Annotated in this window: 24 protein-coding genes; 12 read left to right on the forward strand and 12 right to left on the reverse strand. The window is 70.6% G+C overall.

Features of this window, described 5'->3' with window-relative positions:
• Positions 1-31: 31 nt before the first annotated feature.
• Positions 32-847 (forward strand): tyrosine-protein phosphatase, encoded by an 816-nt coding sequence (locus ACI3KY_RS08280; RefSeq protein ID WP_404929698.1) that lies wholly within the window; start codon positions 32-34, stop codon positions 845-847.
• 172 nt (positions 848-1,019) lie between these two features.
• Here ACI3KY_RS08280 and ACI3KY_RS08285 read toward each other — a convergent pair whose 3' ends face one another.
• From ACI3KY_RS08285 to ACI3KY_RS08305, 5 genes are all read right to left on the reverse strand, one after another.
• On the reverse strand, positions 1,020-1,265 hold the full coding sequence (locus ACI3KY_RS08285; RefSeq protein ID WP_404929699.1) for a glutaredoxin family protein: 246 nt from the start codon (positions 1,263-1,265) through the stop codon (positions 1,020-1,022).
• A gap of 13 nt (positions 1,266-1,278) precedes the next feature.
• Complete coding sequence (locus tag ACI3KY_RS08290) at positions 1,279-1,572, reverse strand: rhodanese-like domain-containing protein (protein WP_404929700.1); 294 nt, start codon at positions 1,570-1,572, stop codon at positions 1,279-1,281.
• Positions 1,573-1,662: 90 nt separating this feature from the next.
• On the reverse strand, positions 1,663-1,761 hold the full coding sequence (locus ACI3KY_RS08295) for a 30S ribosomal protein bS22 (RefSeq protein ID WP_003792170.1): 99 nt from the start codon (positions 1,759-1,761) through the stop codon (positions 1,663-1,665).
• A gap of 83 nt (positions 1,762-1,844) precedes the next feature.
• Positions 1,845-2,036: a helix-turn-helix domain-containing protein gene (locus ACI3KY_RS08300; protein WP_163618319.1), complete on the reverse strand. Its 192-nt coding sequence runs from the start codon at positions 2,034-2,036 to the stop codon at positions 1,845-1,847.
• A gap of 110 nt (positions 2,037-2,146) precedes the next feature.
• The gene (locus ACI3KY_RS08305; protein ID WP_404929701.1) at positions 2,147-3,076 is read right to left on the reverse strand and encodes a TetR/AcrR family transcriptional regulator; all 930 of its coding nucleotides are present in this window, start codon (positions 3,074-3,076) and stop codon (positions 2,147-2,149) included.
• A gap of 105 nt (positions 3,077-3,181) precedes the next feature.
• On the opposite strand from ACI3KY_RS08305, the gene ACI3KY_RS08310 reads away from it, so the two are divergent.
• Together ACI3KY_RS08310 and ACI3KY_RS08315 are read left to right on the forward strand one after the other, a co-directional pair.
• The gene (locus tag ACI3KY_RS08310; RefSeq protein WP_404929702.1) at positions 3,182-4,114 is read left to right on the forward strand and encodes an ATP-binding cassette domain-containing protein; all 933 of its coding nucleotides are present in this window, start codon (positions 3,182-3,184) and stop codon (positions 4,112-4,114) included.
• Positions 4,111-4,917, forward strand: a complete 807-nt coding sequence (locus ACI3KY_RS08315; RefSeq protein ID WP_404929703.1) for an ABC transporter permease — start codon at positions 4,111-4,113, stop codon at positions 4,915-4,917. The genes ACI3KY_RS08310 and ACI3KY_RS08315 overlap by 4 nt, the downstream gene beginning before the upstream one ends.
• A 111-nt stretch (positions 4,918-5,028) precedes the next feature.
• Here the strand turns inward: ACI3KY_RS08315 and ACI3KY_RS08320 are convergent, their stop codons facing one another.
• Entirely contained in the window at positions 5,029-5,439 is a 411-nt protein-coding gene (locus ACI3KY_RS08320) for an ArsR/SmtB family transcription factor (RefSeq protein WP_404929704.1), read from the reverse strand.
• A gap of 112 nt (positions 5,440-5,551) precedes the next feature.
• On the opposite strand from ACI3KY_RS08320, the gene ACI3KY_RS08325 reads away from it, so the two are divergent.
• Genes ACI3KY_RS08325 through ACI3KY_RS08335 form a run of 3 tightly spaced genes read left to right on the forward strand, consistent with a single transcriptional unit; the run spans position 5,552 to position 8,046 of the window.
• Positions 5,552-6,946: a TrkH family potassium uptake protein gene (locus tag ACI3KY_RS08325; RefSeq protein WP_404929717.1), complete on the forward strand. Its 1,395-nt coding sequence runs from the start codon at positions 5,552-5,554 to the stop codon at positions 6,944-6,946.
• Positions 6,939-7,610 (forward strand): potassium channel family protein, encoded by a 672-nt coding sequence (locus tag ACI3KY_RS08330; protein WP_404929705.1) that lies wholly within the window; start codon positions 6,939-6,941, stop codon positions 7,608-7,610. Before ACI3KY_RS08325 ends, ACI3KY_RS08330 begins: the two co-directional genes overlap by 8 nt.
• A 43-nt stretch (positions 7,611-7,653) precedes the next feature.
• Positions 7,654-8,046, forward strand: a complete 393-nt coding sequence (locus tag ACI3KY_RS08335; RefSeq protein ID WP_404929706.1) for a nuclear transport factor 2 family protein — start codon at positions 7,654-7,656, stop codon at positions 8,044-8,046.
• A gap of 12 nt (positions 8,047-8,058) precedes the next feature.
• Here the strand turns inward: ACI3KY_RS08335 and proC are convergent, their stop codons facing one another.
• Entirely contained in the window at positions 8,059-8,904 is an 846-nt protein-coding gene (proC, locus tag ACI3KY_RS08340; protein WP_404929707.1) for a pyrroline-5-carboxylate reductase, read from the reverse strand.
• Between the two features lie 80 nt (positions 8,905-8,984).
• Between proC and ACI3KY_RS08345 the strand changes: the two genes are divergently transcribed.
• From ACI3KY_RS08345 to ACI3KY_RS08365, 5 genes are all read left to right on the forward strand, one after another.
• Positions 8,985-9,422, forward strand: a complete 438-nt coding sequence (locus ACI3KY_RS08345) for an ArsR/SmtB family transcription factor (protein WP_404929708.1) — start codon at positions 8,985-8,987, stop codon at positions 9,420-9,422.
• Position 9,423: 1 nt separating this feature from the next.
• On the forward strand, positions 9,424-10,095 hold the full coding sequence (locus ACI3KY_RS08350) for an SRPBCC domain-containing protein (protein ID WP_404929709.1): 672 nt from the start codon (positions 9,424-9,426) through the stop codon (positions 10,093-10,095).
• 144 nt (positions 10,096-10,239) lie between these two features.
• On the forward strand, positions 10,240-11,352 hold the full coding sequence (locus tag ACI3KY_RS08355) for an alpha/beta hydrolase (protein ID WP_404929710.1): 1,113 nt from the start codon (positions 10,240-10,242) through the stop codon (positions 11,350-11,352).
• A gap of 88 nt (positions 11,353-11,440) precedes the next feature.
• Complete coding sequence (locus tag ACI3KY_RS08360; RefSeq protein ID WP_404929711.1) at positions 11,441-12,406, forward strand: cation diffusion facilitator family transporter; 966 nt, start codon at positions 11,441-11,443, stop codon at positions 12,404-12,406.
• A gap of 102 nt (positions 12,407-12,508) precedes the next feature.
• Positions 12,509-13,432 (forward strand): LLM class F420-dependent oxidoreductase, encoded by a 924-nt coding sequence (locus tag ACI3KY_RS08365; protein ID WP_404929718.1) that lies wholly within the window; start codon positions 12,509-12,511, stop codon positions 13,430-13,432.
• 10 nt (positions 13,433-13,442) lie between these two features.
• Here ACI3KY_RS08365 and ACI3KY_RS08370 read toward each other — a convergent pair whose 3' ends face one another.
• Positions 13,443-13,874 (reverse strand): nucleoside deaminase, encoded by a 432-nt coding sequence (locus ACI3KY_RS08370; RefSeq protein WP_404929719.1) that lies wholly within the window; start codon positions 13,872-13,874, stop codon positions 13,443-13,445.
• 98 nt (positions 13,875-13,972) lie between these two features.
• Here ACI3KY_RS08370 and upp point away from each other — a divergent pair, with 98 nt between their 5' ends.
• Positions 13,973-14,605, forward strand: coding sequence for a uracil phosphoribosyltransferase (gene upp, locus ACI3KY_RS08375; RefSeq protein WP_404929712.1), 633 nt, complete (start codon positions 13,973-13,975; stop codon positions 14,603-14,605).
• 17 nt (positions 14,606-14,622) lie between these two features.
• On the opposite strand, the gene ACI3KY_RS08380 is transcribed toward upp, so the two are convergent.
• The 4 genes from ACI3KY_RS08380 to ACI3KY_RS08395 form a co-directional block, all read right to left on the reverse strand.
• Positions 14,623-15,918, reverse strand: a complete 1,296-nt coding sequence (locus ACI3KY_RS08380) for a type III PLP-dependent enzyme (protein WP_404929713.1) — start codon at positions 15,916-15,918, stop codon at positions 14,623-14,625.
• Positions 15,915-16,478: a hypothetical protein gene (locus tag ACI3KY_RS08385; protein ID WP_404929714.1), complete on the reverse strand. Its 564-nt coding sequence runs from the start codon at positions 16,476-16,478 to the stop codon at positions 15,915-15,917. Before ACI3KY_RS08385 ends, ACI3KY_RS08380 begins: the two co-directional genes overlap by 4 nt.
• A gap of 240 nt (positions 16,479-16,718) precedes the next feature.
• The gene (locus ACI3KY_RS08390; protein WP_404929715.1) at positions 16,719-17,039 is read right to left on the reverse strand and encodes a DUF3467 domain-containing protein; all 321 of its coding nucleotides are present in this window, start codon (positions 17,037-17,039) and stop codon (positions 16,719-16,721) included.
• Positions 17,040-17,129: 90 nt separating this feature from the next.
• Positions 17,130-20,858, reverse strand: a complete 3,729-nt coding sequence (locus tag ACI3KY_RS08395) for an AAA domain-containing protein (protein ID WP_404929716.1) — start codon at positions 20,856-20,858, stop codon at positions 17,130-17,132.
• Positions 20,859-20,907 lie beyond the last annotated feature (49 nt).

The raw sequence follows: 20,907 nt of genomic DNA on the forward strand, positions 1-20,907 counted from the left end.
CATCGTGCTCGCGGGAGTGTGGTAATCCTCGATGGTGACGATCACCCTCGACGGACTCCACAACTTCCGCGATCTCGGCGGCCTGCCGCTTGCAGCGGGCGGCAGCGTCCGCTCCGGCGTGCTGTATCGCTCCGAGGGCCTCAGCGGCCTGACCGATGCCGGCGTCGCGGCGCTCTCGGCGAGCCCGATCGGCGTGGTCGCAGACTTCCGCACCCCGATGGAGCAGGCGAGCGCGCCCGACCGCCTGCCCGCCGACCGCACGGTGGAGGTTGTCGAGCTGTCGGTGCTCGAGGGCGCACTGACCGGCGCGGCCGGTGCCGCAGCGACAGCCGACGGCCCCATCGACACCGGCATGGCGAAGAAGATCCTGGCGGCGCTCCCCCGTCTCGGCGAGCTGTACGTGCAGATGCTCGAGCACGGCGCGAGCGCCTTCGCGGAGGCTGCCCGCAAGGTCGCCGCACCGGCGCTGCGCGGCAGCCCGGCAGGCGCCGACACGGATGGCTCCGCGGTCCTCGTGCACTGCACCGCGGGCAAGGACCGGACCGGCGTGGCGGTCGCGCTCATGCTCGAGGCGGTCGGAGCGGAGCGGGACGCGGTGATCGCCGACTACGCGGTCTCCGAGCGCAACCTGGCCGGCCCCTGGGCCGAGCGCATGCTCGCCGGGATCGAGCAGATGGGGGCACCGCTGACCCCCGAGCTCCGCGAGCTGGTCACCGGTACGCCTCCCGCAGCGATCGAGCAGGCGCTGGCCTGGCTCGACGAGCACGGCGGCGCGGCGGCCTACCTGCAGTCGGGCGGCCTGACGGACGCCGAGCTCGGCGCACTCCGCGCCCGCCTCGCCGGCTGAGCCGCGGCATCCGTATCCCGGTCTCCGCGCGCGTGCCGTTCCTCAGCTGAGGGACTGAGCCGGAATGCGGTCGGCACGCCGGCATGTCGCCCCTCATTCCGGCTCACGTCCTCAGATGAGGAGAACGGATGCCGCGGCGGGACGCGTCGGCCATCCCGCGCGTGTGCCGTCCTCAGCTGCTGAGCGCCGCGCGCAGGCGGTCAGGCGAGACGCGCCAGTGACCGTGCAGCCGGCCGTCGATGAGCACGACGGGGATCTTCTCCCACCACTGCGCGTACAGGGCGGGGTCGTCGGCGATCGAGAACTCCTCGATGTCGACGGCATCCTCCGGGAGTTCGGCCGCGACCGTCTCGACGACCTCGCGAGCGACGTCGCAGAGGTGGCAGTCCGGCTTGCCGATGAGGGTGATCGTCGTCACATCGGCACCGCGGTCACGCCTCGACCGGGTAGCCGGCCGCGATCCACTCGTTCGTGCCGCCGTCCACGTTGGTGGCATCGTAGCCGCGCGCCTCGAGGGCCTCGACGACGCGGCCTGAACGGCCGCCGACGGCGCAGATGACATCGAACGAACCCTCGGGCAGTTCGTCCAGTCGACCGCCGATGGCGGACATCGGGATGTTGATCGCGCCGGGCACGTGCCCCGCGGCGAACTCGTCGACCTCGCGCACGTCGATCAGTGGGATCTCGGTGCGCTCACGCCGCTGCTGGATGCTGATGGACTTCATGTCGGCCTCTCGGGTCGCGGACTCCGCCGGGCGGAGCGGTGGCATACACGAAGCGCCCGTCCGAAGACAGGCGCTTGGTGCGGATGCCGCTTACTTCTTGTTGCGGCGCTGGTGGCGAGTCTTGCGAAGCAGCTTGCGGTGCTTCTTCTTCGCCATGCGCTTGCGGCGCTTCTTGATGACAGAACCCACGGAAAACCTCACTATGTCGGGGTCTGGGCGCGGCGTGTGCGGCGCCCGGGAACGAGCAATTACGAAAAATGCCTCGGATCAGTCTAGCCGACGTCGGCGATCGGCCGTTGCAGGGCTTCGGTGACGGCGGACTCGGGCACCCGATAGCTGCGGCCGAAGCGGACGGCGGGCAGTTCTCCCGAGTGCACGAGGCGGTAGACCGTCATCTTCGACACGCGCATGAGCTCGGCGACCTCGGCGACCGTGAGGAAGCGCACATCAGACAGCTCAGCCATGTCGATTCCTTCCCCAGAAGTACTGCACACACTCTAGAGCGCGCGGGACGGGTGTGTAAATACGGTGCCCGAGTAAACGAGTGTGACAGCTGGTGCCGATGTGATCCGCTTCACGACTCCGAGCGCTGGCGCGCCTTCCGGTCGCGCGCCTCACGGGCCGCCAGCCGTTCGAGCTTGCGAGCGTCGCGCAGCGCCTTCTCCGCCTGCCGCACCACCTTCTGGGCGTCGCGGTACTTCTTGTCGTCGACGATGTCGGCGTCGTCGAGCGTGACCCACTGCGTGCGCTCACCTCGGCGCCCCTCGGCTGCCGCGGCGATGTAGGCGGCGACCCCGTCGAGGCCTCGTTCCAGCGCGAAGGCGAACGGGTCCGATTCGTCCAGGAACGCACCCGCCTCGATGGCCGCCCGCAGCGCGGGATACGCCTCGGCGGTGATGAGCGCCCGGAACATCGCGTCCTCGTTGCGGGCGATGGTGTCGCTGCCGACACCCTGCTCCCGTTCCACCCGCGCATAGCCGGCGAGCACCGTGCCCGCCCAATGCGCCGTGCCGGTCACCAGCAGCATCACGGCCAGACGCTCCTCGTAGGTCAGCGGGGTCTCGTCGAGCGCGCTGATTCCGGCATCCATCCACGCGGCGCTGTTGGGAGTGGCCGGAACGCCCGAGATCGGGATGTCGAGCACCCAGGGGTGCCGCAGGTAGTGCTGCAGCTGCTCGGCGAACAGCGCCTCGAGGCGCTCGCGCCAGCCGCCGGCCTGGCGCGAGGCCTCCGACGGCGAGCCGGTGGCCTCCTCCTGCATGAGCAGCACGAGGTCTTCCTTGGCGGTGACGTACCGGTAGAGCGACATGGGCGTGAAGCCGAGCTTCGCCGCGACGGCGGCCATCGACACGGCACCCAGGCCCTCGGCATCCGCGATCTCCATCGCCGTCTCGACGATGCGCTCGACGCTCATCTCCCGCTTGGGACCACGCTGCGGGGTGGCGGCGACGCCCCACGCGAGGGCGATGCCCCGCGGAAGCTCGGGGTCGACGGCGTCGGTCATCTCGTCAGTCTAGGACTGTTTATCTCGTAAACCGTGTGTTACCGTCATAAACAGTTACGAACATACACAGTTTCGTCCATGCACAGATCCGGGAGAGGAAGTCCCATGCCCGACCGCACCGCACCGCCGGTCATCGTCGTCGAAGGCCTGAGGAAGACGTTCGGCCGCCGACCCGTGCTCGACGGTCTCGACCTCCAGGTCAGCCGGGGCGAAGTCTTCGCCCTTCTCGGCCCGAACGGCGCCGGCAAGACCACGACCATCAACATCCTCACGACGCTCGTCAACCCCGACGCCGGCACCGCCACGGTCGCCGGCCTCGACGTGGCGCGCGATCCCGAGCAGGTCAAGCGCCGCATCAGCCTGACCGGCCAGGCCGCCGCCGTGGACGACGTCCTCACCGGCACCGAGAACGTCGTCATGATGGGCCGGTTGTCCGGGCTCCCCCGCCGCTCCGCCCGCCGCCGCGCCGCCGAGCTGCTCGAACGCTTCGGATTGACGGATGCCGCATCCCGCCGCGTCGGCACCTACTCGGGAGGCATGCGCCGACGCCTCGACCTCGCGCTCAGCTTCGTCGTCGCCCCCGAGGTGCTGTTCCTCGACGAACCGACCACCGGACTCGACACCCGCAGCCGTCGCGAGCTGTGGGACGTCATCCGCTCCCTCGCCGACGCGGGCACGACTGTCTTCCTCACCACGCAGTACCTCGAGGAGGCCGACCAGCTCGCCGACCGCATCGCCGTGCTCGACGGTGGCCGGATCGTCGCCACCGGCACCGCGGCGCAGCTGAAGTCCCGCATCGGCGGCGACACGGTCGAGCTGCACGACGCCCACGGCCAGCTGGTTCGAGAGGTCGCCACCGACGGCTCGGTCGCGGGGTTGCGGCGCGCGCTCGACCTGCTCGACGGGTCCGGCGCCGAGGGCGTCGTGACCCTGCGGCGACCGAGCCTCGACGACGTGTTCCTCAGCCTCACCACCCCCGACGGCCGTGGCGTGCGTGCCGACGCACCGCGGGCCGACACCGTGAAGGAGATCGCATGACCACCGTGACCGCCTCACCGACCGTCCCCGCGCTGCGCCCGCGGGTGGCCGGGCTCACCGCCGAGAGCGTCTTCGTCGGCCGCAGCCTCCGGCACTCGCTCCGCGACGGCGAGTCGCTGCTGATGGCGATCATGCTGCCCGTGATGCTCATGCTGATGTTCACGTGGGTCTTCGGCGGGGCGATCGACCCCACCGGCGACTACGTGAACTACGTCGTACCCGGCGTGATCCTCACGTGCGCCGGCTTCGGCGCCGCCTCGACCGCCGTCTACGTCGCGGGAGACATGAAGGCCGGCATCATCGACAGGTTCCGCACGATGCCGGTCCGGGCGAGCGCCGTGCTCACCGGGCACGTCGTGGCGAGCCTGCTGCGCAACCTGTTCGCGACCGCGATCGTGATCGGCGTCGCGCTGCTCGTGGGTTTCCGGCCGACGGCCGACTTGGGGGGCTGGGTCGGCGCCGTCGCGGTGATCGCGCTGTGGATCCTCGCGATCACCTACCTGTTCGCGGCGATCGGCCTCGCCTCCGGCAGCCCTGAGGGCGCCAACGGCTACGGGTTCATCATCCTGTTCCTCCCGTACCTCTCGAGCGCCTACGTGCCCGCCGACACGATGCCCGAGTGGCTCCAAGGCGTCGCGGAGTACCAGCCGGTCACGCCGATCATCGAGACGATCCGCGGACTGCTGATGGGAACGCCCGTCGACGACACCGTCGGCTGGGCGATCGCCTGGTGCCTCGGCATCCTCGTGGTGTCGTTCGTCTGGGGGGCGTGGCTGTTCCGCCGCAAGGCCGGGCGCCGCTAGCCGGGTACCGCTGAGCCGGAACGCGCTGCGCGGGGTCATCCTCCGGCACGCGTCACGGGAGCGAGAGGGAGGGATGCCGCGGCTGCGGCATCCCTCCCTCTCGTATCGGTCCTACCGGCCGGGCAGTCGCTTGAAGGCGTTCTCGAAGGCGTGCTTGGCAGACGCCGCCGCCCGGCCGACCACCTCGGCCGCGTGGGCGGCGGAGTCGGGCAGCGCCACGGCGGCCCCTTCGCCGACGTCGCCGCCATCGCCGTCGAGGAACGGCACGAGCCAGTCGTCCACCTCGTCCAGGGGCTCTGCCGAGAGGCTGTAATAGCGGTGCTGCCCCTCCTCGCGCACGGAGACGAGGTGCGCGTCGCGCAACACCTTCAGGTGCTTCGACACCGTCGGCTGGCTCGCACCGAGCTCCGTGACGATGTGCGACACGCTGGTGCCGCGTTCTCCGGCGGATGATCGATCGAGCAGTAGTCGCAGGATGTCGCGACGCGTTCCGTCTGCGATCACGTCGAAGATGTCCGCCATGTGCTCAGATTAGTCGGGAGCCCTGCGGAGTACCATGACTGGGGTCTTCCAGGAGAAGGGGTGGCGCATGACGACGGACCCGAACGGGTCGCTCGTGCGACGCATCCCGTCGATGCTGCGTCAGGTGTGGGATCAGCTGCGCAATCTGACCACGACCTCGCCCGCGCGATTCGCGGTGCTGGTGTTCGTGTCGCTCATCCTGGTGTTCACGGCGCTCCTATCTCTGCCCGCAGCATCCACGGACGGCCGTCGGCTGCCGCTCGCCGACGCGGTGTTCACAGCGGTGTCGACCATCTGCGTCACCGGGCTCAGCACGGTCGACGTCGCCAGCACGTTCTCCCCGCTGGGAAAAGTCATCATCTTCATCGGTGTGAACATCGGCGGGATGGGCGTGCTCACCCTCGCCTCGATCCTCGGACTCGTGATCTCGAAGCGCCTGGGACTTCGCGCCAAGCTCATCGCCGCCAGCGACACGAACCCCATGCGCGCCCACGCCGGCCCGGTCAACGAGAGCCAGACGGTTCGCCTCGGCGAAGTGGGTCAGCTGCTGCGCACCGTGGCCCTGTCGACCCTCCTCATCGAGGCGCTCGTCGCGCTCGCCCTGTATCCGTCGCTCCTTCTGGCCGGCATCCGCCCGCTCGACGCGCTCTGGGAGGCACCGTTCTACGCGGCGATGTCCTTCACCAACACGGGATTCACACCCAACCCGGGCGGACTCGAGCCGTTCGCCGACGACTACTTCCTGCTGACGGTGCTGATGGTCGGCGTGTTCCTCGGCAGCATCGGGTTCCCCGTCATCTACGCACTGTGGAAGCACGTGTGGGACGTCCGCCGCTGGCCGCTGCACACGAAGCTCACGATGATCACGACGGTGCTGTTGTTCTTCGCCGGCGCCGCAGCCTTCCTCGCGCTCGAGTACAACAACCCCAAGACCCTGGGTTCGATGGATGCCTGGGACACGACGTTCCAGGCATTCTTCCTCTCGGCGATGACCAGGTCCGGCGGCTTCGCCGTCGTCGACATCGGGGAGCTCCACGGCTCGTCGCTCATCGTCGGCTGCATGCTCATGTTCGTCGGTGGCGGCTCGGCGTCGACGGCCGGCGGCATCAAGGTGACGACGCTGGCGGTCCTGGCGCTCGCCGTGTTCTCCGAGGCCAAGGGCCGCCCGTCGGTGCAGGCATTCGGCCGGCGCATCCCGAGCGACGTGCAGCGCGTGGCCCTCTCGGTCGTCGCGTGGGGTGCGACGATCGTCGCGCTGTCCACGATCGTGATCTCGCAGATCTCGCAGGAGCAGGTGTCGGACGTCCTGTTCGACGTCATCTCCGCCTTCGGGACCGTGGGCCTGTCCACCGGCCTCACGGCTGAGCTGTCGGATCCGGCGGTATACGTGATGGCCCTGACGATCTTCATGGGCCGCATTGGTACAGTGACTCTCGCCGCGGCCGTGGCTGCGTCATCCCGTTCGCAGCTGTACTCGCTGCCCGTGGAAAGGCCGATCGTTGGTTGAGCGAATCAGGGGCGATGCGCCCGTTCTCGTGATCGGACTGGGCCGCTTCGGCGCCGCCTGCGCGGGTGAGCTCGATCGGCTCGACCGCGAGGTGCTCGCGATCGACGAGAGTCTCGACCTCGTGCAGAAGTGGTCGGAGCGCGTTACCCACACGGTGCAGGCCGACGCCAAGAACATCGACGCGCTCAAGCAGATCGGCGCGCAGGACTTCTCGGTGGCCGTGGTCGCCGTCGGCTCGTCGATCGAGGCATCCGTCCTCATCACGGCGAATCTCGTCGACCTCAAGGTGCCGCAGATCTGGGCCAAGGCGGTGTCGCAGTCGCACGGCAAGATCCTCGCCCGCGTCGGCGCCAACCACGTCATCTACCCCGAGCGGGAGGCCGGCGAGCGCGTCGCCCACCTCGTCAGCGGCCGCATGCTCGACTTCATCCGCTTCGACGACGACTTCGCGCTCGCGAAGCTGTATCCGCCGAAGTTCATCCGCGGCGTCGGGCTCAACGAGTCCGGAGTGCGCACCAAGTACAACGTCACCGTGGTGGGGGTGAAGAGCCCGGGCAAGCCGTTCCGCTACGCCGAGGCGAACACCGTCGTCACCAACCACGACCTCATCATCGTGTCGGGCACGAACTCCGACATCGAGCGCTTCGCGTCGCTCGAGCGCTGAGACCCCTCTGCCGGATGTCCCCGCCGCGCGGCATACTCGCGGCATGACAGAGCGCAACAGGACGGATGCCGCGGCCCGGCGATGGGTCGACGCCTACGAGAACGCGTGGAAGACGAACGAGCCCGACGACATCCGGGCCCTGTTCACCCAGGACGCCGCCTACTTCACGCAGCCGTGGGGGGAGCCGTGGGCGGGCGCCGACGCCATCGTCGCGGGCTGGCTGGAGGCACGCGACGAGCCGGGCACCTACGAGTTCGAGTGGGAGATCGCCGGCGTCGACGGCGACCGCGTGTTCGTGGATGCGCGAACCGACTACGCCCCCAACGAAGATCTGCCCGACGGGCGCATCTATCGCAACCTGTGGGTCGTCGATCTCGATGAGGACGGACGGGCTCGCTCGTTCACCGAGTGGTACATGAAGCAGCCTCGCGGCTGATCCGCCGCGGACTCACCCGCCCTGCGCGAGCTCCTTCGCGCGGGCCAGCGCCGCGTCGGTCGCCGCCACGAAGACGTCGTCGAGACGTGCCTCCTGGAATACGGCGATCGCCCGCTCCGTCGTGCCCTTCGGGCTCGTCACGCGTCGGCGCAGCTCGGCGGGGTCGTCACCGGATGCCTCGAGCAGCGCCGCCGCGCCGATGAACGTCTGTTCGGCCATGAGCCGCGCGTCCGCGTCGGAGAAGCCCTTGCCGACGGCGGCCTTCGTGAACTCCTCTACGAGGAGGAAGAAGTAGGCGGGACCTGAGCCCGAGATCGTCGAGAGGGCGTCGATCTGCGCCTCGGGCACCTCGATGACGGTGCCGACCGTCTCGAACAGCCGGCGAGCGGTGCCGACGACCGCGGCGTCCGCCAGCGAGCCGGCGGCGAGGCCGGTGACGCCGCGCCCGACGAGGGCCGGCGTATTGGGCATCGAGCGCAGCACCGCGACGCCCTCGCCGAGAAGCTGCTCGAACGTCGCGATCGTGACGCCGGCGGCCAGACTGACCACGATGGCGCCGGGGCGCAGCGCCGGCGCGATCTCGCGGAGAAGATCGGGGACCATCGCCGGTTTCACTCCCACGAGCACGATGTCGGCGGCGGCCGCGGCATCCGTATTCCCCGTCGGATGGTCCTCGAGTGCGAGGCTCGTCACGCCGTCGAGGCCGTCGAGTTCGGCGGCCTTCGCGCGCGAGCGGTTCGTCGTCGTCACTCCCCCGGCCGCAAGACCGGAACGCGACAGCCCGCGTGCGATCGCGCCGCCCATCGATCCGGCGCCGAGGATCGCGATGGGCGGGAGGGGGGAATCTGCTGCAGCCATGGCGTCATCCTACGAGCGGGTCGGCGACCGTCTTCAATTCAGTCTTGACTTATATAAGACGCAGCGCAATCATTGATGTCGTGCACGCACTCGACATCCTCGGCGATCCGGTACGCCGGCGCATTCTCGAGCTCCTCGCGGAGGGCGAACTGAGCGCCGGCGAGATCGGCGAAGAGGTTCAGCGGGAGTTCGGCATCTCGCAGCCCGCCGTCTCGCAGCACCTTCGCGTGCTGCGGGAGTCGGGATTCGCCACCGTCCGTCCCGAGGGCGTGCGGCGGCTGTACGCGATCGCGCCCGAGCAGCTCGAGAGCGCCGCCGCCTGGTTCGACCCGTTCCGGCGCTTCTGGCAGCCGCATCTCGACGCTCTGGGCACCGAGCTCGCCCGAGGCCGGCGCCGACGACGGCTCGCGGCGGAGCAGCAGACGGAGGCCGCCACCGAAGAAGCCGGCACCGAAGACGCCGGCACCCACGAGTCCGACATCGATGAATCCGACACGACCGACCCACAGGAGGAATGACATGGTCGACGTACAGCACCAGCTCGACGCGGTGACGCGCGAGATCGCGAGCGAAGAGATCGACGGCTACGCGGCGCGGGTCCAGACGCTCGCGCAGACGTACCCGTCCCCGATCGACGACGTTTGGGATGCCGTCACCAGCGCGGAGCGGATCGCACGGTGGTTCCAGCCCATCTCGGGCGATCTCCGGCTCGGCGGCCGCTATCAGATCGAGGGCAACGCCGGCGGCGAGATCCAGGAGTGCGCACCCCCCGAGAACGGATCCGCCCGTTTCCGGGCGACCTGGGAGTTCGGCGGCGGCGTGACGTGGCTCACCGTGCGGCTGACGGCCGAGGGGACGGATGCCACACGCTTCGAACTCGAGCATGTCGCCCGTACCGACGACGCGCCCGCCGAGTTCTGGGACGTCTACGGTCCCGGCGCCACAGGCGTCGGGTGGGACGGCGGCCTGCTGGGCCTCGGGCTCCACCTGACCGGAGGCGACGGACCTTCGCCCGCGGAGGCCGAGGCGTGGGCGTTCACCGACGAGGGCAGGGCGTTCTACCGGGGCGCCGCCGACGCCTGGGCCGCGGCGCACGCCGCCGACGGGGCCGACCCCGCGATCGCCGCGCGCGCGGCGGACAACACCTACGCCTTCTACACCGGAGAGCCGGCCGCCGCAGCCGAGGAATGAGCGCCGGAGTCCCCGCAGCGCCGGGGCCGGCCTGCGCCGGCTCCGGCATCCGTCATCGAAAGCTCGTCCGCCACGACGGCGCCCCGGTCTATCCTCGGAGTGCGGGGACGCAGGGGCTCCCGCATGAGGTGGGAGGCTTGCGATATGACCCTCTTCGACGGCATCGAGGCGCGCCGCGTCGAGACGCCCGGCCTGACCGTCAACGTGCTCGAGCGCGCCGGCGACGATCCTGCGACACCCCCGGAGCGGACCGTGGTGCTGATCCACGGCAACGTCTCGTCGGCGCTGTTCTGGCAGGAGCTCATGCTCGATCTTCCGACCGACCTCCGGGTGATCGCGATCGACCTGCGCGGCTTCGGCGGCACCGAGCACGCCCCGATCGATGCGACCCGCGGCGTGCGCGATTTCAGCGACGACGTGCGGTCCACCCTCGAGATCCTCGGCATCCCGACCGCCCACCTCGTCGGGTGGTCGATGGGCGGCGGCGTGATCATGCAGTACGCACTCGATCACCCGGTCCTGAGCCTCACCCTGCAGGCCCCGGTGTCACCGTACGGCTTCGGCGGTACGCGCCGCGACGGATCGCGGCTCAGCGATGACGACGCCGGATGCGGCGGCGGCGGCGCGAACCCCGACTTCGTGCAGCGCCTGATCGATCACGACACGACCGCGGACGCCCCGACGTCGCCGCGGAACGTCTTCCGCAGCGGCTATGTCGCATCGGGGTTCGAGACCGCGCACGAGGACGTCTGGGTCGAGTCGATGCTGACGACGTCGACGGCGACCGGCAATTACCCGGGCGATGCCGTTCCGAGCGAGAACTGGCCCGGGTTCGCCGCGGGCGACATCGGCGTTCTCAACACGATGACGCCGGCGCACTTCGACGTGTCGGGCATCGTCGATCTCGCCGGGAAGCCGCCGATCCTCTGGATCCACGGCACTCTCGACGCGATCGTCTCGGACGCGTCTTTCTACGACCTCAACAACCTGGGAAAGCTCGGTATCGTCCCCGGCTGGCCCGGGGACGAGATCGCGCCGGCACAGGAGATGGTGTCGCAGACGCGCGACGTGCTCGATCGCTACGCCGCGGCGGGCGGCGCGGTCACCGAGGTCAGCCTCGAGGACGCCGGCCACACGCCCCACCTGGAGCGCCCCGCCGAGTTCCGCCACGCGCTCCTCGAGGTGATCGGCTACGTCGGTCGTCGCCACGATCCCGCGCCACCGACCGAGGCGATCATCCTCCGCTCCTCCGACTGACGCCGGCCGCGGTCGCCGGGGCCGGCGACCGGCCGCGAACCCTCGCCGGCGCACGAACAGTGCGCCCGGCATCCGTAGACTCGTCGGCATGAGTGCATCCGGTGGCGGCAAGGCGATCCTCGCGGCGTTTCTGGCGAACATGGGCATCGCCCTGGCGAAGTTCGTGGCCTGGTTCCTCTCGGGATCGGCGTCGATGCTCGCCGAGGCGATCCACTCAGTCGCCGACTCCGGCAACCAGCTGCTCCTGATGCTCGGCGGTCGGCAGGCGAAGAAGAAGGCCGACCGCGACCACCCGTTCGGCTACGGCCGCGAGCGCTACGTGTACGCGTTCGTCGTGTCGATCATCCTGTTCTCGGTCGGCGGACTGTTCTCGATCTACGAGGGCGTCGAGAAGCTGACGCATCCGCACGAGCTCGAGAACGCGTGGATCCCCATCGCCGTCCTCCTCGTGGCGATCGTGCTGGAGTCGTTCTCGCTGCGTACGGCCGTCAAGGAGAGCAACCACGTGCGGGCGAAGGGTCAGTCCTGGGTCGCCTTCGTGCGGCACGCGAAGGCCCCCGAACTGCCGGTCGTCCTGCTCGAAGACGTCGCCGCACTGACCGGTCTGGTGTTCGCGCTCTTCGGCGTCGGCATGACCGTGATCACGCACAACCCGATCTTCGACGCGATCGGCACGCTCATGATCGGCACGCTCCTGATCCTGGTCGCGATCACGCTGGGCATCGAGACGAAGAGCCTGCTGGTGGGCGAGGGCGCGACGGATGCCGATCAGCAGCGCATCGTCGACGCCATCGCCGCGGGGCCCGAAGTCGTGAAGCTCATCCACATCAAGACGCTCTACCTCGGCCCCGACGAGCTGCTCGTCGCTGCCAAGCTCGGCTTCGCCGCGGACGCACCGCTCGCGCAGATCGCGGCCGACATCGACCGCGTCGAGGCACGCGTGCGGGACGCGGTGCCCGCGGCGCGCGTGATCTACTTCGAGCCCGACATCTACCGGCCCGGCGACGACTCTGCGCCGCCGACGTCGCAGTTCGTCATCAAGTCGGCCGACTGACCTTCCGCTCTCTCACGGGCTCGGTGCTCGCCGCACCACGACGGCACCGAGCAGGGCACCGGGGCGCTCGCTCCGCACACGAGACCGTTACGAGGATCCATCATCGAGTACTGCATCTTCACCGAGCCCCAACTGGGGGCCACCTACGCCGATGAGCTCGCGTATGCCCAGACCGCGGAGCGCCTCGGCTTCACCGGGTACTTCCGTTCGGACCACTACCTCAGCGGGATGGGCGACGGCCTGCCCGGACCGTCGGACGCCTGGACGACGCTGGCCGGCCTCGCCCGCGAGACGTCCCGGATCCGGCTCGGCACGCTCGTCTCGCCCGTCACCTTCCGGCATCCCGGCTCGCTCGCGATCCAGGTCGCCCAGGTCGACGCCATGTCGGACGGTCGTGTCGAACTGGGACTCGGCGCGGGCTGGTTCGAGCGCGAGCACCAGGCCTACGGCATCCCGTTCCCCGCCAAGCGGTTCGGCCTCCTCGAAGAGCAGCTCGAGATCGTCACCGGCCTGTGGGCCACACCGGTCGGCGACACCTACTCCTTCAGCGGCACGAACTACCGGCTGGCCGAGGCGCCGGCGCTCCCGAAGCCCGTGCAGCAGCCGGTCCCCGTCATCATCGGCGGAGGCGGCCCGCGGCGCACGCCCGACCTCGTCGCCCGCTTCGCCCGCGAGTACAACATCGGCTTCCCCGAAAACCACCAGATCCCGGAGCGCATCGAGAACCTGCGCGCCGCCTGCGAGCGCATCGGCCGCGACCCGGCGACGGTGCGCCTGTCGATCGCGATGTCGACCATCGCGGGGCGCGACGAGGCCGAGGTCGCGCGTCGGGCCGCGCGGATCGGGAAGACGGTCGACGACGTGCGGGACGGCACGAACATCGTCGGCGACGCCGCCGAGATCGGCGAGCGCATCGCCCTCTACCGGTCGTTCGGCATCGAGCGCGTCTACTTCCAGCTGCTCGATCTGCAGGACGTCTCGCACGTCGAGTACCTCGGCGAAGTACTGCCGCACCTCCCCCGCTGAGCGGATCGCGTCAGCGACGTGCGTCGAAGAAGGCGCGCAGGAGAGCGGATGCCGCGTCCTCGCGCACCCCGGCGACGACCTCGGCCCGGTACGGCAGGCGCCGGTCCCGGACCACGTCGTACACCGACCCGGCGGCGCCGGCCTTCTCATCCCACGCGCCGAAGACCAGACGCGAGATGCGTGACTGGAGTACGGCACCGGCGCACATCACGCACGGTTCCAGGGTGACTACGAGGGTGCAGCCTTCGAGGTTCCACGAGCCGCGCCCGGCGGCCGCCGCCCGCAGCGCGACCACCTCGGCGTGCGCGGTGGGATCGTGCTCGAGCTCGCGCAGGTTTCGGCCTTCGGCGATCACTGCGCCCGCGGCATCCGTCACCACCGCACCGACCGGCACGTCGCCCGCCTCGCCTGCCGCCGCGGCGAGAGCCAGCGCACGGTCCATCGCTGCGAGATCGGCGGGAGCGGGCTGCACAGCACGAGCGTAGCCGCCCTGGGCAACCCGCCCCGGGTTCGGCGGCGGTGACGCACTAACCTGTGTCTATGCGCCTGCACGTCGCCGACCACCCGCTCATCACCCACAAGCTCACGGTGCTGCGCGACCAGCGCACCTCGTCGCCCGTGTTCCGCCAGCTCACCGAGGAGCTCGTCACGCTCCTCGCGTACGAGGCGACACGGAACGTCCGTGTGACACCGATCGAGATCCAGACGCCCGTCACCACGACGACCGGCGTGAAGATCGGCGAGCCGCGTCCGCTCGTCGTCCCCATCCTGCGTGCCGGCCTCGGCATGCTGGAGGGCATGGTCAAGCTCATCCCGACCGCGGAGGTCGGCTTCCTCGGGATGGTGCGCGACCACGAGACGCTCGAGCCGTCGACCTACGCCGAGCGACTGCCCGACGACCTGAGCGACCGCCAGTGCTTCGTGCTGGACCCCATGCTGGCGACCGGCGGCTCGCTCGGCGCGGCCATCGAGTTCCTGTTCCAGCGCGGTGCGCAGGACGTCACGGCCATCTGCATCCTCGGCGCGCCTGAGGGCGTCGCCGCCATCGAGAAGCAGGTCGACGGCCGCGACGTCACCCTCGTGCTGGGCGCGATGGACGAGCGGCTGAACGAGAAGGGCTATATCGTGCCGGGCCTCGGTGACGCCGGCGACCGGCTGTACGGCACCGTCTGAGCCACCCGTCCGCCTCGTCAGACGATCGGAACGCGGCGGACGTCGCGGGTCTCGCCCGCTGCGACTCTCGCCGCGCCTCGGCCGACCACGGCCACGGGAGTGAACGGGCGTCCGTTGAAGCGCGTCGCCGTGACCGTCGTGTAGGCGCCCATGGTGGGGCTCACGAGCAGGTCGCCGACGCTCAGCTCGGGCAGCAGGACCTCCTGCGCGATCACGTCCGACGAGTCACATGTCGGGCCGGCCAGTGTCGCCCAGCGGTGCCCCCCGGCGCGCGCGCCGGCGGAGAGGCGGCCGCTCCAGGGGTCGGTGGCCGTGAGGTCGCGTGCCGCGAACACCAGCGGGTGCACGTCCTCCGTCAGCACGTTCGAGTACGACCCGTACAGTCCGTCGTCGAGGTAGTACCACCGCCCGTCGCCCCGCTCGGCGATGCCGACGACGCTCGTGACTAGTGTCATCGCATCGGCGACCATCACGCGGCCCGGTTCCGCGATGATGTCCAGCCGGCGTGCATGCGGGGCGAGCACCGGCCGCAGCACGCCGGCGATGTCGTCGATCGCAGCCGATTCGGCGTCGTACGAGGCAGGGAACCCGCCCCCGATGTCGAGCGTGTCGAACTGCACGTTGCAGCGCCGCTCCAGGATGCCCATGAGCTCGAGGGTGTCGGCGGCGGCGGATGCGAACCTGCCGGGATCGTCGAGCTGGCTGCCGACGTGATAGCTGAAGCCGGCGACCGTGACACCGGCGGCGAGCGCGCTCTCGACGAGGTGGGCGGCCTCGAACGGCCCGACGCCGAACTTGCTCGACAGGTCGCTCTTGGCGTGCGGGCTGCGGTACGCCAGCCGCACGAGCAGACGCGTGTCCGCCGGCGCGCCCCGGAACTTGCCGATCTCGACCTCGTTGTCGACCACGAACGTACGGACGCCGGCCGCGAGCGCGTCGGCGATCTCGGCGGGCTTCTTGATGGGATGCGTGTGGATGATGCGCGATACGTCGACGCCGCGACGGGTGAGCATCGCGAGCTCCTCGCCGGTGGCGATGTCGAATCCGCAGCCTGCGTCGTCGAGCACGTCCAGCACTGCGTCGTGGGCGAGCGCCTTCACCGCGTAGTGGAATCCGACGAACGGGAGCGCCTCGCGCAAACGGCGATACTGCGTGCGGACGCGCTGCGGATCCAGCAGCAGCAGCGGGGTTCCGTGCAGGGCGATCGCGGCCCGCGCCGCCACCGACGACATCACGGCGGACGCCTCAGCGCGCCGCCGGTCGGCGAAGTCGGGTGCCGTGCCCGGCTCGCGACGGAGCGCGTCGAGGTTCATGTCGTCGCCTCCCCGGTGCGCCGCGTCCGCCGCCCGTCGCGCAGCCCGATACGGGCGGTGAGAGTGAACGCGCCCGCGGCGACTGCATAGAACACGATGTCGGCGGCGATCTTTCCGAGGAGCATCCCCCACAGCGGATCGGGGAAGAGCCACACGCCCAGCATGAGCGCCGCCGGTCGCACCAGCAGCGTGTCCAGCGCCTCCGCCGCGCCGAACTCGGCGATCAGGAGTACGCCGGTCTTTCCCAGCGCCCGGCGGCGCGTGGGGGTGACCCGTACGACCTCGAGGTAGATCGTGACCGCGAGGACGGCGTAGAAGCCGGCGATCTCGCCCAGCAGGGCGGCCAGGGCGGTGAGCGGAGCCGCATCGGTCCACAGCGTCGCCAGCAGACCGGCGACCACCATCACCGCTGTGCCGGTGATCTCGGCGGGCAGGTAGCGGGCGATCCAGAACAGGAGGCCGCGGCGGGACTGTGTGGCGTCGGCCGCCGCATCTCCATCGGTCGCCGTCGGCGCGGGAGTGATCGCTGCCGTCCCGGCCGGCTGATCGATCGTGGTCATGGCGTCCCCCTCCGTCTGACAGAGGAGGAAGCGAGGACGATGATACGGGCGGGCGTCGGTGCCGGCACCGCACATGCAGACGGCGCGACACCCGCCCCTCGCCGAACGGATGTCGCGCCTGCACGCCTTCTGGCGCGTGGCAAGGTTACGTGGGGCGGTCTTCACACCCCAAAGGGGTTGACATGCCGGGAACGGCCGACTACTTATACGGCGACGACGACCCGCCCGCGCGCCCGAGGCTCAGTCGCCCAGCGGCGGCTCCTGCGGGTTGCGACGGCCCGTCTCGCGCTCCCAGAACTCCAGCTGCTGCGTGAGGGCCTTCGCCAGCTCGAACACCTGGTCGGGCGGAATGCGGATGCGGCTCACCACGCGCGCCGGCACGACGGTGTGACGCTGTCCGGTCTCGGCGTCCACCTGCTCGCGCGGCGGCTGCGCGAGGGTGAGGAAGTCCATCACGAACACCGTCGGCGTGTGCCAGACGTTCGCGAAGTCGGCGTATGCGCCACCGATGAGCTCGGGCGGGAGGTCGATCTCGAACTGCTGCGATGGGTCGTCGGCCATGCGGGCTCCTGTTCGGCGGCGTCTCGCGCGGTGGCCCGCGGGTGAGACTCGGGCGGTCGAGTGCGACGTGTGCGCGAGTCTACGCGGCACTCACCCGCGACCGACCAGGCGGGCGAACCCGCTGAGGCGCGCCACTCCCTCCGGCGTGTACGGCAGGTCGTCCAGCAGTCCGGGTGAGTACACCAGGAATGCGGTGTGCATCGCCCGGGAGATGGCGACGTTCAGGCGGTTGCGCAGCAGGAGGAATTCCAGCCCGCGGGGCGCGTCACGGCCGCTCGACGCCGCGAGCGAGACGATCGCGACAGCCGCCTCCTTGCCCTGGAACTTGTCGACCGTGCCGACGGGCACATCGGGGAACCCGGCCGCGGCGAGAGCGGCTTCGACGGCGACCTGCTGGGCGTTGTAGGGAGTCACGACGATGAGGTCCGCCTGTGCCAGGGGTCGTGGCGGCAGCGCGACCGATGCCCCATCACTGTCGTCGGTCGCAGCATCCGTCCATTCGCGTCCGATGAGGTCGGTGACCAGCCGCGCGACCTCGGCGGCCTCCTCGAGAGACTGCGTCGCGTTGCCGTGGTGGCGCAGCGGGATCGGCACGAGCCCGGGACGGATTCCCTCGAGCCGCCGCAGCGCCGTGGACGGGTGCGCGGCGAGTTCGCCGCGGTACGAGAGCGTCGACACCGGCGCGGCGACCTCGGGCCGCATGCGGCGGGTATGCGCGAGGAAGTAGCCGTACTCCGGCGGGATGACGTCGGCGCCGTCCATGACCCAGCCGAGCGCCGACGTGTCGACGGGGGCCGGGTGCGTCCCCTGGCTCACCTGCGGCAGCTGCTGCGGGTCGCCCAGCAGCAGCAGACGCGGCGCGGCGAGCGACACGGCGATCGTCGAGGCGAGCGAGAACTGCCCGGCCTCGTCGACGACGAGGAGGTCGAGGCTGCCGCGCGGCACGCGGCCCTGGTGGCTGAAGTCCCACGCGGTGCCGCCGAGGACGAATCCGGATGCCTCGTGCTCGGTCGTGAACGCGGCGACGCCGTTCTTCGGCAGCACCGTGAAGGCGTGCGCGGCCGACGGGTCCTTCGGGGCCTTGCCGACGTGCGACGCCGGCACCCCCGCGTCGATGACGCGATCGAGCAGGTGCTCGATCGTCGCGTGACCCTGAGCGACGACGCCGACCTTGTACCCGTGGTCTCGCACCAGCCGCGCGATCACGTGGGACCCGACGTACGTCTTGCCCGTGCCCGGAGGGCCCTGCACGGCGAGATAACTGCGGTCGAGCGCGCGTACGGCGCGGGCGATGGCGTCCACGGCGTCGTCCCCGGCGACGGGCAGCGTGCTCCCCTCGGCTGCCGGTCCTCCTGCGGGGAGAAGAGCCGGGTGGAGCATCCGGGGCGGCCGACGGCACAGGATGTCGGTGGCCGGGTCGGCCGGAAGCTCGGGCGCGGCGTCGATGACGGCATCCGCCCACGCGTCGATGGCGGCTTGCTGGTTGCCCGCCGCGGGCGGCGCCTGGGGTGTGAGCGCAAGGGGCAGTTCGCTCCACGTCACGCCGTCGACCGCCGTCTCTTCGATCACCGCGCCGTCGTCGAGGACCTCGAGCACGGTGACCGAGCGGTAGGAGTGGATCCACCGCGGTGAGGCCTCGAACGGGTACGGCGCGGGCAGCTCGTAGAGCGCGAACGGGCTGCTCCCTTCGCTGATGCGGGTGCCGGGGGCGAGGTCGCCGCGCAGTTCGACGACGCGTCGCTCGCCACCTCTGCCGCTCTCGAGGAAGTGCCAGTCCTCCCGGACGCTGCTGCGGGCCGGATCGATCGCGACCACGTCGCGCGTCTCGTCCCACAGTGACACCGGCTCGCGCAGCCGCAGGAAATGCGTCGCCCAGAACGACTTGGCCTCTCGCGGGTAGTAGTCGATGGCGGCCGCGCCGAGGCGCAGCGTGCGGGCGGGCACCGAGTCTTCTGGATACTGCAGCGCCAGCGCATCGAGCACCGTCGCGCGCGCCGAGGGCTCGTACGCGCGCTCGTCGGGCTCAGGGTTGGGCGACGGCACGAGCGCCGCCTCGCGTGCGCGGTCGACGAGCCAGTCGCGCAGGCGCCTCGTCGACACGCAGTCGTACCGGTTGTAGTCGGCGAGGTCCTCGAAGACGAGCGTCGCTTCGGCCGCTGCGCCATCGGCCTGCAGTGCGCGGGCCTCGACGTAGCGGACGATCGACTCGTCGCCCTTCTGCACGTCGCTCGTGCGCACCTCATCACCCATGTAGAGGGGCTCGAGCTTCTTGATCGAGTACGAGCGCGATCCGACGCGCAGCGCACGGCGCACGATCGGGTACAGGTCGACGAAGACACCGTCGCGCAGCAGCCGGTCGACGTCGGCCTCGCGTACGCCGTGCCGGGCGGCCATCGCGAGCAGGTGCGACGGCTCGTACGGCGCGTAGTGGTAGATGTGCATGCCCGGGAACTGCTGCCGCCGCAGGTTGACGATGTCGAGGAACGTCTCGAGGGCGCGCTTCTCCTCGGCGAACGAGTGCGCCCACAGGGCCGTGTACTGCTCGCGCGTGTCGACCCAGCCGAACAGGTAATCGATGCCCCACTGCGTGGGCTGCCCGGGCAGCGGCGGCTCGGTGTGCAGCGGATCGCCCTCGAAGTCGAAGAACATGTCGCCGTGGTCGGGGCGCGGCAGCGCGCCCAGCGCCTGCGGTGCGACGACCTCGAACACCGGGATCGGCGGCGCCGGGGCCGCCTCGGCAAGCAGCACCGCGAGAGTGCCTTCGGCGACAGAGCCCTGCGCGCCGTCGACGCCGGCGGCCGCGCCCTCGAGCGTTTCGGCGTGGGCCACGGTCGCCGCTTCGATCGCCGTCACGTCAGGCTCGGCCGTGCGTGCCTTCGGCGCCACCAGCGGCGGCGTGCCCGCCGGGCTCTCGAGCTGCAGGCGGGCCTGCGTGCGCAGCGAGCCGAAGACGTCGGGGTTCATCCCCACCGGCCCCGCGGGCGCCCCGGCGAGCTGCTCGATCGTTTCGATGCCGGCGGCGCGCAGCCGCTCGCGCTGCACCGGGCGCATGCCCGCCACGAGGAGCAGGTCGCGGGATGCCACGACCTCCGCGTCGCACGTCGCACAGCGTCCGCACGCGACGACGCCGAGCTCGCCGCGCGGGTCGCCCCACGCGATCGGCTCCCCCGCCGACCCGAGCTCGAGACGCCGGTCGGCGATGAGTGCGGCCAGCCGCTCGCGACGCAGCGTGAAGACGGGGAGGAGGTCGTCCACCTCGTGCTCGCTGACGCTGCCGTCGCCGAGCAGCAGCTGCACCCGGTGGGAGCGCGGCACGCCCAGCCTGTCGAGCTGGGCGACATACGCAGCGAGCTGCATCAGCGCAGTGACGCGGGCGTGTCGCGCAAGCTTCGTGTCCTGCACGATCCACGGCCGCCCGGCACCGCTGCCGGCGGCGTCGTCACGGACGAGGAAGTCTGCGAAACCCACGAACGAGTCGGTCGCGAACGCCGCCTGGTAGATGACCTCGGCGTCCGAGGCCAGGGCTGCATTCGTGCGTGCGACCGCATCGGCGAGGGCCGCGGCATCCGACGATCTCGCCTCAGGAATGACCGCGACACGGTCGCCGTAGCGCGCGACGTAGTCGTCGAGCACGCGGCGCTCGTGCACGGTGCCCAGGCGCCCGGCGCGCTCGAGGGTGAGGTCCTCGGGCTCTTCGACCGCCGCGACGCGTCCGAGCCGCGCGTCGATCGCCCGCAGCCAGGCGAACTCGCATTCCGCGGCCGCCTTGAGATCGCTCGCGCTCCAGACGATCCGGCCTTCGTCCTCGATGTATCGCATGCCCCGCCCTTCTCACACGACCCTAGCCGCGGCATCCGACACCCCGTCC

The organism is Microbacterium sp. ZW T2_14 (genome assembly GCF_044987405.1).
In the GTDB taxonomy this organism is placed as follows: domain Bacteria; phylum Actinomycetota; class Actinomycetes; order Actinomycetales; family Microbacteriaceae; genus Microbacterium.